Genomic DNA, 14755 nt, shown 5'->3' with positions numbered 1-14755 from the left:
AACAAACACCTTGGCGAGGGTTCGACCCAACCGGACTAGGTTGAAGGATGGGCAGGGATCCCCCACCGGATTCGCCTGAACCACTATACCGTGAGCCTCGGTTCAGCTCCCACCATCCCTAGGGGGTTGGCGGCAAGGGGCAAGAAATGGGGGCGATCGCCACCCCTCATCTTCTGTAGAGGCTTGATAGCCTAGAGGGAGCGAAATGTGAATGCCCATGTCAAGTACTCCCGCAGTCTTGGTACAGCAACTTCAGAAGCGCTACGGATCCACAGTGGCCGTGGCGGATGTCTCCTTTCAGGTGGAACCCGGCCAGATCTACGGCATTCTCGGCCCCAATGGAGCGGGCAAGACCACCACTTTGCATTGCCTCTGCACCTTGCTCCGTCCCGACTCAGGCCGGATAGAGGTGTACGGGATCCCGGCCAGCGAAAACCCCAAAGCGGTACGAGAAAAACTGGGGTTTGTCGCCCAAGAGGTGGCCTTGGATAAGGTGCTGACCGGGCGAGAATTGTTGCAGTTGCAGGCCGACCTCTACCACCTGCCGCGCCCCCTGGCCCAAGAGCGAATCGCTGCCGTCCTGGAGCTGCTGGGGCTGACCGACCGTGCCGACCAGCGCATCGGTACCTACTCCGGCGGGCTGCGCAAACGCTTGGATCTGGCGGCAGGACTGCTCCATCAACCCCAGGTGCTGGTCTTGGACGAGCCCACGGTGGGCCTGGACATTCCCAGTCGGTTGGCCATCTGGGATTTTCTGCGCCAACTCAAGAACACAGGGATCACGGTGGTGCTCAGCAGCCATTACCTGGAGGAGATCGACCTGCTGGCGGATCGGGTAGCCATCATCGACCGGGGCAAGGTGCTCGCCGAGGGAACCCCAGAGGAGCTGAAAACCCGCGTCGGCGGCGAGCGCATCACCGTCAAGCTGCAGGAATTTGCCCCGGCAGAACTGGCCCAGCGGGGTGCCCAACTGCTGGGATCCCTGCCCTTTGTCCAGAAGGTGGTGATCAACAGCGCCCAGGGCAACGCCCTGAACCTGGTGGTGCAGCGGAATGGGGAGGATCCCCTCAGCCAGATCCGCGCTCACTTGCAAGCTCATGGGCTGGAGGTGTTCAGCAGCACCCAATCTCGTCCCAGCTTGGATGATGTGTATTTGGCGGCAACCGGGCAAACCCTCATGGATGCGGAGCTGGCCGCTGCCGAGGCCAATCTGGGCAAAAAGAAAAAGTAACTTCATCCCCTCATGATCGAGCCCCATTGATCCCTGTACAAAGGCATATCGAGATATTTATTGGTTGTATTGGTTGATGGATTAGATACTGCATTCATTCATCACACATTCATTGATCACAACTCTACAGGAGCTTGGGTATGACCTCTGCCTCTTCCCCGGTTCAATCTAACCCGATCCCCCTTTTGACGGCTGACTTTTGGCAGGAGACCTTCGCCCTCACGCGCCGCTTGTTTATCCAACTGCAGCGTCGCCCCACAACCTTGCTGGTTGGCATTATCCAGCCGTTGCTCTGGCTGATTCTATTTGGAGCCTTGTTTCAGAATGCTCCTGCCGGCATTTTCGGGGCCGGACAAAACTACACCCAGTTTTTGGGGGCGGGAGTCATCGTGTTTACGGCTTTTGGTGGAGCCTTGAATGCCGGAGTGCCGGTGATTTTCGACCGAGAATTTGGCTTTTTGAACCGGTTGTTGGTGGCTCCCCTCACCTCTCGTTTTTCCATTGTTCTTGCTTCTAGCCTGTTTATCGTCAGCTTGGCGTTGCTGCAGACGGCAGTCATTGTGGGGGCAGACTACGCCCTTGGGGCCGGGATCCCCGACGGGCCAGGCTTGGCGGTGGTGGCCTTGATCGTGGGCCTGTTGGTCTTGGGCTTCACGGCCCTGAGCTTGGGCTTGGCCTTTGCCATGCCGGGGCACCAGCAATTGCTGGCTTTCATCTTTTTGGTCAACTTGCCCCTGATCTTTTCCAGCACGGCCTTGGCTCCCCTGAGCTTTATGCCCACCTGGCTGCGTTGGGTGGCCAGCCTCAACCCCCTCACCTTTGCCATCGAGCCCATTCGCCATGTCTACCGCAGCGATAGCTGGAGCTGGGCCGATGTGGTGCTGCAGGCTCCCTGGGGCGATCTCACCCTGGCGGGATCCCTGGGCCTCTTGACGGGGTTTGTCGTAGTGTCGGTTCTGCTGGTGCAGGGGGTGTTGCGCAAAAGTTTGGCCTGAGCCTCTCTGCCCAGGCTGTGCCCCTCAAAGCCATCGGCGGGAAGCGGACTTCTCCATAGCCGCCTGTGCCTGCTGCACCAGAGCCAGGGGGCTGTCCTGGGCTGGGGAAACGCTGAGAGAAGGAGTAAGGCTGCGAGCCTGCAGAGCCATGTGGAGCTGCAGTTCGGTTACGTACTCCCGCAGGCCAAAGTTAGACCCAGAAGAAGAAGGAGCCGCTGAAGAGGGGTGAGACACAGACATCACGGCAAAGAGTCCTTCGCGAAATGGCCACTGTTGCTCTGCTAAGGTATCACGCCCACCCCTTTTCCGAAGCTTCCAAAATGTTAGCTTTGATTAAGATTTGCAACCGTTTGGCCATGGTGGTGCTCAAGGATTGGCAGCGCTCCAAGTTGGATCCCAGCGACGATGCCCTCTTTTACAGCTATCCTCGCTTCGTGACTCATGTGGATTCTGGCTTCATCGGCCAGCTCACCGATCTATACCGCGAGCATTTGCGGCCCCAGACCCGCATTCTCGATCTGATGAGCAGTTGGGTCTCCCATTTGCCACCTGAGATGGAGTTTGCCCATGTGGAGGGGCATGGGATGAACCCTGAGGAACTGGCGGCCAACCCCCGGCTGGATCACTTCTTCATCCAAAACTTGAACCAAAACCCAGTTCTGCCCTTCCCTGATCAATCCTTCGACGCGGTGCTAAACACGGTCTCGGTGCAATATCTGCAGCAGCCAGAGCAGGTGTTTGCCGAGGTGTATCGCATCCTAAAGCCCCAGGGCCTGTTCATCGTCAGCTTCTCCAATCGCATGTTTTTCCAGAAGGCGATCCAGGCTTGGCGGGACAACTCTGAGGCGGGGCGAGTGGAGTTGGTCAGGCGCTATTTTGAGTCGGTGCCAGGGTTTGCGGTGGTGAAGGTGATCCAGCGGCCTGCCCCTATAGGTTGGCTGGGCTTTTGGGCAGGCGGAGGCGGGGATCCCTTCTATGCCCTGATTGGACAGCGGGCGGCGGGGTAGAATTCTCCAGCTTGCCTGTGGCGTGCAGGCGGGATCCTTGGAAATATCCAACAAGACTCCAGCATCCACCAGATCTTGCAGCTGTGTTATCCTCGCTACCCTCAGAGGTCTGTCTTGTTCTCCGGTCTTTCTGACAGTTCTTCCCCACAAAACGGCAATCCTTCCCCCCTACCCATCTCGGCAATTGGGGAGGCAGGGCTGCTGCAGATCGTGCAGCGCTACTGTCCGGCCCAGGTGGTGGGAGACGATGCGGCGGTGTTAGCTGCTCCGGAGGGGCAGTTGGTGGTGACAACCGATGTGTTGGTGGAGGGAGTTCACTTCAGCGATCTGACGACCCCGGCCCATGCGGTGGGCTGGCGCGCGGTGGCCGCCAATCTGTCGGATCTGGCCGCGATGGGATCCCGTCCGCAGGCGTTGGTGGTGGGTTTGGGCTTGCCGGGCTCCACACCGGTTGCTTGGGTGGAGGAGCTTTATCAAGGGATGCGGGACTGTTGCGCCCGCTGGGAATGCCAACTGGTGGGAGGGGATCTGTGTCGGTCGCCGCATCGGTTCGTGGCGATCACGGCCCTGGGATCGGTGCAGCCGGGGCGGGCCATTCAGCGCAGACGGGCTCAACCCGGCGATTGGCTGGTGGTAACAGGGCCCCACGGAGATGCGCGGGCAGGCTTGGAGCTGCTTCTCCATCCTGAACAGGGATCCTCAGCCACGGCAGCCGAGCGCGAGCAGTTGATCAGGGCTCACCAATACCCACGCCCGCGCCTGGATCTGGTGCCCCTCTTGGAAGGGATCCCGGATCCCTTGCGCATTGCCGGTATGGATACCAGCGACGGTTTGGCAGATGCCCTGGTGCAGGTGTGTCAGGCCAGCGGGGTGGCGGCGAGGATCGAGGTGGAGCGGATCCCGATTTCAGAAGCTTTGCGGCAGGCTTTCCCGGCCCAAGCCTGGGAGTGGGCGCTTTATGGGGGCGAAGATTTTGAGCTGCTCCTCAGTGCCGAGGTGTCGGTGGCCAAGCATCTGTTGGAAGAATTGCCAGGGGCCGTTTGGATTGGAGAAGTGACAGGCTGGGATCCGCAGGGAACCGTCTGGCTGAAGGACGGGCAGGCCCTCAGCCGTCAACAAGCCTTCCAGCATTTCTGAGAGAAGTTGTGCTGCAGGATGGCCACCCAAACTGCCAACAGTTGAAAACAAATCGACTTGTGGGAGAAAACAAGCCCTAGGAAGGATTCGATAACCTAGAAATGGAGAGAAGCTGAGACAAGGAAGCAAATTGACTTGGAATAGCTTCAGGCAACTGCTCAGAACTCGGCAGAACTTGGAGAAGCATTGGAGACTCTACTCATGAAAGCTATCTTAACAGCAGCCATTCTTGGCCTGGCCGGGATCCCTGCGTTGGCCCCCTTGCCCAGTTCGGCTCAGCCGCTTTTTGAATTGGGTGCCTACCGCCTTGAGCAGGGGACGATTATCCCGGTCGGCAGCCTGAGTAGCGAAGGGCCGCAATACTTTTATCCCGACACCGTCTATCCCCTGGAAGTGGCCGTTACTCAGAACATTTTTGACAGCCAGGGGCGCTTGGTGATCCCGGCGGGTAGCCGCATTTTTGGACAGATGGAACCTGCACCGGGCGGATCCCGCTTTGTCGGCACTTCCATTGTTCTCGGCGGTCGTACCTACAGCCTGCGGGCTTCCTCCAACATCCTCCACGACGAAAAGGATCCCCGTCAGTATTCGGCTGAGGCCATTGCTCAAGATGCAGCCATTGGGGCAGCCGCAGGGGCCATTTTGGGGGCGATCACGGGCGGAGTCTCGGTGGGCAATGTCTTAGGAGGCGCCGTGACCGGAGTGGTGGTGGGCAATGTTACCGCTCCCCAGGTGGTGGTGCTGCGCCCCGGCCAATCTTTCAATCTAACTTTGGAAGCTCCGCTGACTTTGTGAGGTGCCGTTTGGAGATTCCTCTGGGAGTGTTGAGGGTCGGCAACTTGTGATTCACTGGGGATCAGACTGCGGATCCCTGTTTTCATGGCTACTGAATCTAAGCCCACTTCCCCCCTCTCCTCCACCGAGCACAGGTTTACGGCTGGAGAGGAAAGCTTCACCTACCAAGCGCTGGCCGGTTGGCAGACCCTTTTCCAGCGGGAAAAGCCGGTGGCCGAGATCTTTCACGTCGCCTATCTAAAGCAAGACTCCGCCTCTCAGCACCGCCCTCTCACTTTTGTGTTCAACGGTGGGCCTGGGGCAGCTTCTGCCTACCTGCACATGGGAGCGCTGGGGCCCAAACGGATTTGCTTCGGGCCCAACGGCAGTTTGCCCCCCTCCCCGGTGCGGCTGGTGGACAATGCCGAAAGTTGGTTGCCCTTTTCCGATCTGGTCTTTGTCGATCCGGTGGGGACGGGGTTCAGCCGCGCCCTGCCTAAGGATTCTCAAGACCCCAAAGATTCCCGGGAGAAATCCGATCCGGCATCCAAGCCCCCTCAGCCGGATGCCAAGGCGGAGGAGCCTCCTAAGGAATCACCTTTCTGGGATGTGGAACGGGATTTGCAATCCTTGGGCGAGTTCATTCAGGGCTTCCTTTCCCGATACAAACGCTGGCTTTCCCCCATTTTCATTGCCGGCGAAAGCTACGGTGGGTTTCGGGTGGCGCGGCTGGCCAAGGAGCTGCAATCCAAGTTTGGCGTAGGCTTGTCGGGGGCCATTCTCATCTCGCCTGCACTTGAGTTTGGGTTGCTGGAGACCAACGATTACAACCTCAGCACTTGGGCAACGCTTTTCCCTTCCTACGTAGCTACAGCAGCTCATCATGGACGGTGTGGCTGGGGGGAGGATTTGCAGATCCTGCTGCCCAAAGCAGAACGCTTTGCCCGGCAACGTCTGCTGCCCCTCTTGGCTATGGGAGAGGCGATGCCAGAGGCAGAACGGCAAGCGGTGTATCAGGAGATGGCGGCAGGGATCGGCTTATCTCCAGAGTATGTGGCCCACAAAGGCGGGCGGATCGATATCGCCAGTTTTGCCCGCGAGCTGTTGCGGTCGCAGCGACTGGTGCTGGGGCTTTACGATGCTTCTGTAACCACGGTGGATCCCTTTCCGGATCGGCCTACCTTCGAGGGATCCGATCCCACCTTGGATGGGCTAGATCGCTTGTTCACGGCGGCCATCAACAGCCACTTGCGGGAGACCTTGCAAGTAGAAACGGAGTTGACCTATCACCTACTGAACCTGGAGGTGTTCAAGTCCTGGCGGTTCACCCCAAAAGGAGAGTTTAAGCAAGGATTCATCGGGGCAATGGACGAGCTGCGCAGCAGCATGGCCCTCAACCCCCACATGCGGGTGAGCATTCATCATGGCTTTTACGACCTGGTCACGCCCTACTTTGCCTCGAATCACCTGGTGGATTTGATGAAGTTGGATCCGCGGTTGAAGGCCAACCTCACCCTACGTCATTATCGCGGCGGACACATGTTCTACACCTGGGATCCCTCGCGATTGGAGTGGTTTACAGAAATGCGTGCGTTCTACTCAAAAACGGCTTCGGGCTCAGAGTTGCAAACTCTGCGCTAAGCAACTGGAGGATTGAGGCTCTTGGAAGCCTTAGCCGAGAGACTTGCCACAGCAGGTTTGCATATACATTGCATATACATATATTGATAAAATTGGATAAAATTGCATTGCCTTGACATCGAGAATCAGCCCTGATAGCATCTAGCCATGTTGGCCAGCCTAATCCTGTTCAGTTTTTGAACAAGAGCGGGGGAACCATTTCGGGGGCTTACTCTGAGCAAACGCCAGGGAGAGCATCTCTTAGCTCTAGCCCGTCAGCTAACCCCGTCGGCACTAAGAGGTGGCTACAGAGCTGTACGTCTGCCCTAGAGGGATTTTGCGTACATCGACTGGATGCCTTCCAAGGGGTTGAGGGTTGCCATCGGCACTTTCTACCCCCCTCTGGCGGCTGCTTAGCTTACTCTTCCCACTTCTCCTCACCTTACCAAACAACATGCAGAACCGCTCTCAACTTGTGGCTATCGGTCGCAGGGGAAGTTTTTGGATCCAAAGGTACGTTTGGCGAGAACAGGTCATTTTGCCAATGGCCGGATTTGCCCTGCTACTGGCAATTTGGTGGGTTGTCGCTCTTTTTCGCAGTGAGTTGGTGCCCACTCCGCCACAAGCCTTTGTTGACAATCTCGACTACATTCTTCATCCATTTTATCGGCGTGGGCCGGGCGATTTGGGCGTTGGCTGGCTCTTATTGGCGAGTTTGCGGCGAGTTTTGATTGGCTTTTTGCTGGGCGCAGTGGTGGCCATTCCTATGGGGTTTTGGATTGGAATGTCGCCATCGGCAATGGCGATGTTTAACCCAATTGTCCAGATTTTGAGGCCGGTTTCTCCGCTAGCCTGGCTGCCCATTGCCCTGTCTATTTTTAATTCGGCGGATCCCGCAGCCATTTTCGTGATATTCATCACCTCTCTGTGGCCAACTCTCATCAATACGGCCTTGGGGGTGGCCAGTGTGCCTCAGGACTATCTGGATGTGGCGCTGGTGCTGGAGATGCCCCGTTGGCGACGGATCCTCAAGATCATCTGGCCTGCCGCCCTACCCTACATCTTTACGGGCTTGCGCATCAGCTTGGGTATTGCTTGGTTGGTCATTGTGGCTGTCGAAATGCTGACCGGCGGCATTGGCATTGGATTTTTTGTCTGGGATGAATGGAACCGTCTCAATTTGAGCGCGGTGTTCCTGTCGGTGTTGCTGATTGGAGCAACGGGGCTGGTGCTGGATCTGGCTTTGCGACGAATTCAAACCTGGGTGACCCACCGACCGGCAACCCAGACCTAAAGCCGGGTGATTTTCTCTTTTTCGGTTCTTCTTGATGTCAATAATGAGCTTCGCTCTTAGAAATTTTCAGACCTAGATCAGTTTGTTTGTCAGATCTGCACATTGCTCCATCTCTGCTACGCGACGCTTGCCTGACCAGACTTATCCATCGGAGGGTTTTTCATGAAAGTTCTGGCCGAAGGTGGTGCAAAACTGTATTTCCGCCGAAAAGTCTTGCAGGGCTTGGGGGCTGTGGGGGCCGGGATCCTAGCGGCCAAAGGATACAGAGCCGTGGAGGCTGCCGATATCGAGCCGGTGGTGGATCCTGGATCCCTGGAAAAACCCAATTTAACGGTGGGCTATGTGCCGGTCAACGATTGTGCGCCCTTTGCCGTGGCCTATGAGAAAGGTTTCTTTCGCAAATATGGGTTGAATGTGCGCTTGAGCCGCGAGTCCAGTTGGGCCAACTCTCGCGATGGGGTGATCTTCGGACGCTTGGACGCCTCACCGGTGGTGGCGGGAGCAGTGACCAATGCCCGCCTAGGGGCAGAAGGGGCGCGGCGGGTTCCCCTGTGTGCGGCCATGACCATTCATCGCCATGGCAACGCCATGACCATGAACCGCGCTATGTGGGACTACGGCTTACGACCTTGGTATGAATACGACGGCGATCTGGAGTTCTTCGGACGGGATTTTCGTGGGTATTTCCAGAGCTTGCCCGTCGAGCGGCGACTGTGGGCAACAGTGCTCAGTTCCGCCATCTACGAGTACTTCATTCGCTATCTGGCAGGGGCAGCCGGGATCGATCCCATGGCCGAGTTCCGCATCATTATCATTCCCCCGCCACAGATGGTGACTCATATCCGCATTGGATCCATGCAAGCTTACATGGTGGCAGAGCCGTGGAATACCCGTGCCATTGCGGGCAATGAGGGAGTGGGGTTCACCTTCGCCCACGGCAAAGAGATCTGGCGTGGACATCCCGACCGAGTATTGGCGGTGATGGAGAGCTTTATCGAGGAGAACCCCCGCACCTACCGCTCGTTGGTGATGGCGATGATCGAAGCCTGTCGGTATTGCGATGACCACCGGGAGGAGGTGGCGGAGTTGATTTCGGCCCGCGCCTACACAGGTGCTCCCCTGCGCTACACCAGACCTGCCATTGTGGGGAACTACAACTATGGCGGCTTTGATGGGCAAGACCGGACTCGCCAGATGCCAGACAGTACCTTGTTTTTTCGGATGCCTGAGGATCTACCTCACCCAGAGCATGATCACTCCACGTTTCTGTGGCAATCTCAGGGACTCTGGCTGGTCACTCAAGCGGCCCGTTGGAACCAAATCGCCGAGATCCCTGCTGATGTGGAGGAGCAGATCCGGCGAGCATGGCGCACCGATCTGTATCGGGAGATCGCCGCTGAAATGGGGATCCCTTGCCCTGCTGAGGATTTTAAGGTGGAGCCAGAGGAGGTATTTATCGATGGCAAAGCCTTTGATCCCGGCGATCCCGTGGGTTACCTCAATAGCTTCGAAATCCGCGCCAATCGTCCTTTACAGTTTTTTCCGGGGATACGCACTACAGCTTATGGAGGCCGATCCTGATGTCTAACAAACCCCATTCTCGATAAAGCCACAAAACAGCTTAGGGGATAAGCTCTGCAAGCATCATTTGCCAAGCCTTTTTCACAAAACCCAGCCTTTAACCTATGAATGTTTCCTGTAATTTTCTACCACCGGAGATTTTGCCATGAGAGGCCAGCAGTTATTATCATTTTCTCTTTTTTACGATCGACTTTGCAACAGCCAAAAGATAAGTCAACTCAATCGAATCCAAATCTTTATCCACCTCAATCTTTTCCGGCTGCCCGTTTCTTGCAATGGGGATCTATTGGAAAAGCTATATCTTGTTCAGACCCGTGGCTTACTTGTCAATGTTGATTGATCGATCAGGAGAGGTTTTTCATGGATTACCCAGTTTCTGCTACTCAGGGCTTAAGTCTCCAAACCAAATCAGATACTTTCTTAGATATCCGAGGGGTGGTGAAAACTTATCGGAATCCGCGTGGGCAGGATTTGGTGGTGCTCGATGGCATTGATCTCACCGTAGGTGAAACTGAATATGTCTCGATTGTTGGACATTCCGGCTGCGGTAAATCCACCTTGCTCAAACTGGTGGCAGGGCTAGAGCAACCAACGGAGGGATCCCTGACCCTAGAGGGCAAGCCGATTCGCAAGCCGGGAGCCGAGCGGATGATGGTATTTCAACAATATTCATTGTTGCCGTGGCTAACGGTGCGGGACAACATTCAGCTTGCGGTGGATGAGGTGCTCAAAACCAAATCCCGTCAAGAGCGGCGGCAGATCACCGAAGAGCACATCCGCTTGGTTCATCTGGAGGCGGCTGCCGACAAATATCCCGATCAAATTTCTGGGGGGATGAAACAGCGGGTAGGAATTGCTCGGGCTTTAGCAATTCGGCCAAAGTTATTGCTCATGGATGAGCCATTTGGAGCTTTGGATGCCCTCACTCGACGCCGACTTCAGGAAGAGGTTTTGGGTATTTGGGAAACACACCGCCAGGCTGTTATCATGATTACCCACGATGTCGATGAGGCCGTCTATATGTCAGACAGAATTGTTTTGATGAGCAATGGCCCCAAGGCCCGGATTGCCGAGATTTTAAATGTCAACCTGCCGCGTCCACGCCCCAGTCGTCATGATTTGCGCGAGATGAAAACCTATCACGAACTGAGGAATCACGCCTTGGATTTCTTGGAAAGATCTTACAAGTCATAGCCTGAAAGTGACAGCCCAACCAACGGGCTCACTTTTATGGTTACAAGTTAGGTTGAGACACTTCCCGACTGCTCTGCGCCGCTTCCGCAACCACCCCCGGCCCAAGGAAGAGAAAAGCTGGGAAGCAAGGCAACGGGACAGTTTCACTCTTGACTTGAAGTGACTATAGGTCTGAGAAGTGCTCCGCAACCCCTATTCTCGCAGCCAACGGGTGGTGCCATCTTTTTGATCGATGAGGGTGATGCCCAGGGCTTTCAACTGATCCCGAATGCGATCTGCCTCTGAAAAGTTTTTCGCCTTACGGGCTGCCGAGCGCTGCGCAATCAGCTCCTCGATCTGCTCTTCTCGGATGAGTTGGTTCTCTCCCTTTTCAAAGTGAAGTTCCCCGTTTGTAGCTGCTTCTGTGGATCCCTCGAATTCGGAGAATGAGGGCCAACAGAATCCCAGAGTAGCCAAAATCTCCAGCAGAGCGGCGCTTTTTTGCCTCAGGGCCTGAGGCTCTAGGTGGGTTTGGCCTTGATGGGTGAGCAGGTTGTGTTCGCGGGTGAGTTCTTTGGCCAATTCAAAGGCGACAGCCAGCGCTCCAGGGGTGCCAAAATCATCGTCCATGGCAGCTTGAAAGGCTTGCATGGCCTCAGCATCAGGGGATCCCTTTTCTCCTTTGCAGAATTGCTGGGCACAGTGGATCCCTTTCTGGAGGGTTTCCCAGCCACGGCTGGCTGCCTGCATGGCTGCCTCGGTGAGATCTATGGGGCTACGGTAGTGGGTCTGCAACAGAAACAGCCGCAAGGCCATGGGGTGATAGACGGCGAGGGCCTGTCGCAGGGTGGTGAAGTTGCCCAAAGATTTGGACATTTTCTCGCCGTTGATGTTGAGAAAACCGTTGTGCATCCAGTACTTGGCCATCGGCTTGCCGGTGATTGGCTCCGATTGGGCCAGCTCATTTTCGTGGTGGGGGAAAATCAAATCTGCCCCGCCGGCGTGAATGTCGATGTGATCTCCCAGGGTCTCCCGCACCATGGCGGAACATTCGATGTGCCAGCCCGGTCGCCCCCAACCCCAAGGGGAGGCAAACCCCGGCTCAGAAGGGGGGGCCGCTTTCCAAAGGGCAAAGTCGAAGGGATCCTGTTTCTCAGCTCCTTCTTCTCCTACCCGGCCACTGGCTCCCGCCTCCATCTCCTCCAGTTTTCGACCGGATAGCTGGCCGTAATCCGGGAACTTGCGGACAGAGTAGTAAACAGAGTACTGAATAGAGGTGGGGGTCTCTGGCTGGTGTCCCGCTTGCAGGAGGGAAGACGGGTCGGTCTGGTGTCGAATCGGATCCCGTACCCGGTAGGCAAAGCCTTTGAGCTCCAAAGATTGGATCAACTGGAACATGGCTTGCAGCGATTGGGTTGCCCTCGGGTAGAGATCGGCCCGCTTGATGTTCAGGCAATCCATATCTCGGAAATACTCGGCGATGAAGCGCTCCGCCACCGCCTGCATCGATTCGCCACGTTCCAACGCCCGCTTGAGGATCTTGTCGTCCACATCGGTAAAGTTCTGCACATACTTCACTCGGTAGCCGCGCCACTCCAAGTAGCGACGCACCATGTCCCAAACCACGTAGGTACGCGCATGGCCGAGGTGGCAGAGGTCGTAAACCGTTACACCACAGACATACATCCGCACCAGGGGCTTCTCCTCCGCAACTGGAGCTGCAGATCCCTGGGAATTGCCGACGGAAACGGATTGAGATCCACCTGCTGCCAGCGGCTGAAACACTTCCTTGCGGCGAGTCAATGTGTTGTAGACAACCAAATCCATTGATATCCCTAGTTTGTAGTTTCAGCTACAGCAAAACAGGCTTTGTCTTCCAAAAAAGTACGATGGCACATTTTATCCTGAATCGGATAAGGCTCGACAAAATCTCAACGGGCCAAGGGCTGGAACCATTGTGGGACAAGCATTTTGGCTGAAATTATCTGCCAAGACTTGTCTAGATTTGTTAACTACGGTACTCTAACCTGAGTGCGAGTCAGCCTGTTCATTAGCGAACTCCACTCCGGCTTGAGTCACCCCAGGGGTGCTCGGTGCCAAGGGGCTTGTGCCCCTCATTTTGACATCTTCTTCTCTTGCACTCTAGTGTCAGCCTGTTGGTGTGAGGATGCCTTTAAAACCCACTTTCCCAAGTCCCCAAAAGGGGGAGCCGGATTTCCGCGGTGCTGCCGTGAGCACCCTTTTCCCCCCACCCCCAAAGGGGATCCCTTCAGAACAGTCCTGGACTTCTGCGGATTCATCTGCCGAGGAAGCCTATCTTCTGGAGTGGGCTCCAGCCCCTATCTCTGGGCGGTCGAAGCCAAGATGGGTTGGTTTGGCCCTCTCTCTCAGCTTAACGGGCCTGGTATGGCTTCTGAAGCTGGAGGCGGATCCCTGCGCAGAAGCTGGGGAAGAGCAGCTGCCGGCCACCCCCAGGTGCCCAACCGAGCCTGAGACAGCCCATCCAGAGCCGGGGGATTCTGCTCCTGCGCGTCGGGGATATCCGGCTTGGGCCACCGGTCTTTTGCTGATGCTGGGCTTAGCCGGGGTCGCCACCCTACAGCAGCGACAGTTGAGCCGCCACCCTTGGGGATCGCTATCTCCGGCTGTAGAGCCGATCCCACCCTCTGTGCATACGCTATCTGGCGCTCTGCAGCAAAACTACGAGCAGAAAAGGGAGCAACTGCGCCAAGCTTTCGCAGAAAGACGGATCCCGACAGGAGAAGGGCCTAGAGGCATCCTGGAGCATGAAATTCAGCCGGGGGAAACCCTCTGGCAACTGACCCAGATGTATCAGCTCGACGCGGCTGCCATCACCGTCTCCAACGGTATTCAGGCCAGTACTGAGCTGAAGCCGGGGCAGAAGCTGCTGATCCCCAGCCAACCGGGATTGATCTACACCGTCAAGCAGGGAGACACGCTGGAGGACATTGCCAACCGCTACCAAGTTCCCCAGCAGCGGATCATCGAAGCGACTCCCCTGGAGCGCCCGGAATATCTGCGCATTGGCCAACGCCTGCTCATCCCCGGCGATGTGGGCGAGTTGATCCAGCGTCAGAAGGAGATGATCGCTGCCCAGAAAGCTCGCGAAGAGGAAGAGCGCCGCCAGCAAGAGGAGGAAGCCCAACGCCAAGCCGAAGCCCAAGCTCGATTACAGGCGGAGCAGCAACGCCGGGCCCAGCAAATGGAACAAGAACGGCAGGCCCTCTTGGCCGGTGGATCCCTGACCCACACAGTTGGAGCTGGTGACACCATCGAACGGATCGCCGCCCGCTATGGGGTAACTCAGCGATCCATTATTCAAGCCAACAACTTGCGCAATCCCCACTGGCTGCGCATTGGCCAACGCCTTACGATTCCGGCGCCGGGTACGCAGCCCACCCCAGCTCCCGCCCGACAGGCTCCGCCAGCGCCCCCTCCAGCCCCTCCCCAGGTTCGCAGCAGTGGGTTTGTCTGGCCGGTCTCCGGGCAAATCACCTCTGGCTTTGGCTACCGTCGCGGTCGCCTTCATGCAGGGGTAGATATTCCTGGCCCCGTGGGATCCCCCATTGTAGCCGTTCAGGAGGGAGTGGTGATCTTCGCGGGGAATGCTGGGGATGGCTACGGCAATCGAGTGGACATTCGCCATCCCAACGGAATTGTTACTCGCTATGCCCACGGCCATCAGATTTACGTTTCCACAGGCCAGTACGTGCAGCAGGGGCAGACAATCATGAGCCGCGGCAGCACTGGCTGGAGCACAGGGCCGCATCTGCACTTTGAAGTCCGCCCCGGCGGGGGCGCGCCTGTGGATCCCCGGCCCTATCTGCCCTGATCCTGTCCCAAAGCGAGACTACACAGAACAGCCAGCCTGGCCATAAATTGCTAGCCTAAAAACAGCAAACTCCAGACCGTAGGAACACGC

Annotated in this window: 12 protein-coding genes and 1 riboswitch; of the genes, 10 read left to right on the top strand and 2 right to left on the bottom strand. The window is 56.9% G+C overall.

Annotated elements, in window-relative coordinates:
* Positions 1-211: 211 nt before the first annotated feature.
* Entirely contained in the window at positions 212-1231 is a 1020-nt protein-coding gene (locus tag NW870_RS02650; RefSeq protein WP_414373767.1) for an ATP-binding cassette domain-containing protein, read from the top strand.
* Between the two features lie 140 nt (positions 1232-1371).
* A complete protein-coding gene (locus NW870_RS02645) occupies positions 1372-2226 on the top strand; it encodes an ABC transporter permease (protein ID WP_414356806.1) in 855 nt (284 codons plus the stop codon).
* Between the two features lie 24 nt (positions 2227-2250).
* Here NW870_RS02645 and NW870_RS02640 read toward each other — a convergent pair whose 3' ends face one another.
* Positions 2251-2466, bottom strand: coding sequence for a hypothetical protein (locus NW870_RS02640; RefSeq protein ID WP_414356808.1), 216 nt, complete (start codon positions 2464-2466; stop codon positions 2251-2253).
* A 116-nt stretch (positions 2467-2582) separates the two neighbouring features.
* Between NW870_RS02640 and NW870_RS02635 the strand changes: the two genes are divergently transcribed.
* From NW870_RS02635 to NW870_RS02605, 7 genes are all read left to right on the top strand, one after another.
* The gene (locus NW870_RS02635; RefSeq protein ID WP_414373803.1) at positions 2583-3233 is read left to right on the top strand and encodes a class I SAM-dependent methyltransferase; all 651 of its coding nucleotides are present in this window, start codon (positions 2583-2585) and stop codon (positions 3231-3233) included.
* Positions 3234-3347: 114 nt separating this feature from the next.
* Complete coding sequence (thiL, locus tag NW870_RS02630) at positions 3348-4370, top strand: thiamine-phosphate kinase (RefSeq protein WP_414356809.1); 1023 nt, start codon at positions 3348-3350, stop codon at positions 4368-4370.
* Positions 4371-4571: 201 nt separating this feature from the next.
* On the top strand, positions 4572-5165 hold the full coding sequence (locus NW870_RS02625; RefSeq protein WP_414356811.1) for a hypothetical protein: 594 nt from the start codon (positions 4572-4574) through the stop codon (positions 5163-5165).
* An 84-nt stretch (positions 5166-5249) separates the two neighbouring features.
* Entirely contained in the window at positions 5250-6785 is a 1536-nt protein-coding gene (locus NW870_RS02620; protein ID WP_414373766.1) for a S10 family peptidase, read from the top strand.
* Positions 6786-6931: 146 nt separating this feature from the next.
* Positions 6932-7073: riboswitch (cyclic di-AMP (ydaO/yuaA leader) on the top strand.
* A 235-nt stretch (positions 7074-7308) separates the two neighbouring features.
* Positions 7309-8058: a nitrate ABC transporter permease gene (ntrB, locus tag NW870_RS02615; RefSeq protein ID WP_414373765.1), complete on the top strand. Its 750-nt coding sequence runs from the start codon at positions 7309-7311 to the stop codon at positions 8056-8058.
* A gap of 162 nt (positions 8059-8220) precedes the next feature.
* Positions 8221-9639, top strand: a complete 1419-nt coding sequence (locus NW870_RS02610) for a CmpA/NrtA family ABC transporter substrate-binding protein (RefSeq protein ID WP_414356818.1) — start codon at positions 8221-8223, stop codon at positions 9637-9639.
* A gap of 360 nt (positions 9640-9999) precedes the next feature.
* Positions 10000-10833 carry an ABC transporter ATP-binding protein gene (locus NW870_RS02605; protein WP_414356827.1) on the top strand — a complete coding sequence of 278 codons (834 nt, stop codon included), beginning with the start codon at positions 10000-10002 and terminating at the stop codon, positions 10831-10833.
* A gap of 192 nt (positions 10834-11025) precedes the next feature.
* On the opposite strand, the gene cysS is transcribed toward NW870_RS02605, so the two are convergent.
* Complete coding sequence (gene cysS, locus NW870_RS02600) at positions 11026-12639, bottom strand: cysteine--tRNA ligase (protein ID WP_414373763.1); 1614 nt, start codon at positions 12637-12639, stop codon at positions 11026-11028.
* Positions 12640-13186: 547 nt separating this feature from the next.
* Here cysS and NW870_RS02595 point away from each other — a divergent pair.
* On the top strand, positions 13187-14665 hold the full coding sequence (locus NW870_RS02595) for a LysM peptidoglycan-binding domain-containing protein (RefSeq protein ID WP_414373762.1): 1479 nt from the start codon (positions 13187-13189) through the stop codon (positions 14663-14665).
* Positions 14666-14755 lie beyond the last annotated feature (90 nt).

The organism is Synechococcus sp. R50.1, from assembly GCF_047462115.1.
In the GTDB taxonomy this organism is placed as follows: domain Bacteria; phylum Cyanobacteriota; class Cyanobacteriia; order Thermostichales; family Thermostichaceae; genus Thermostichus.
The sequence above is the reverse complement of the archived record's forward strand: the minus strand, read 5'-3'. Positions and strand labels throughout refer to the sequence as shown.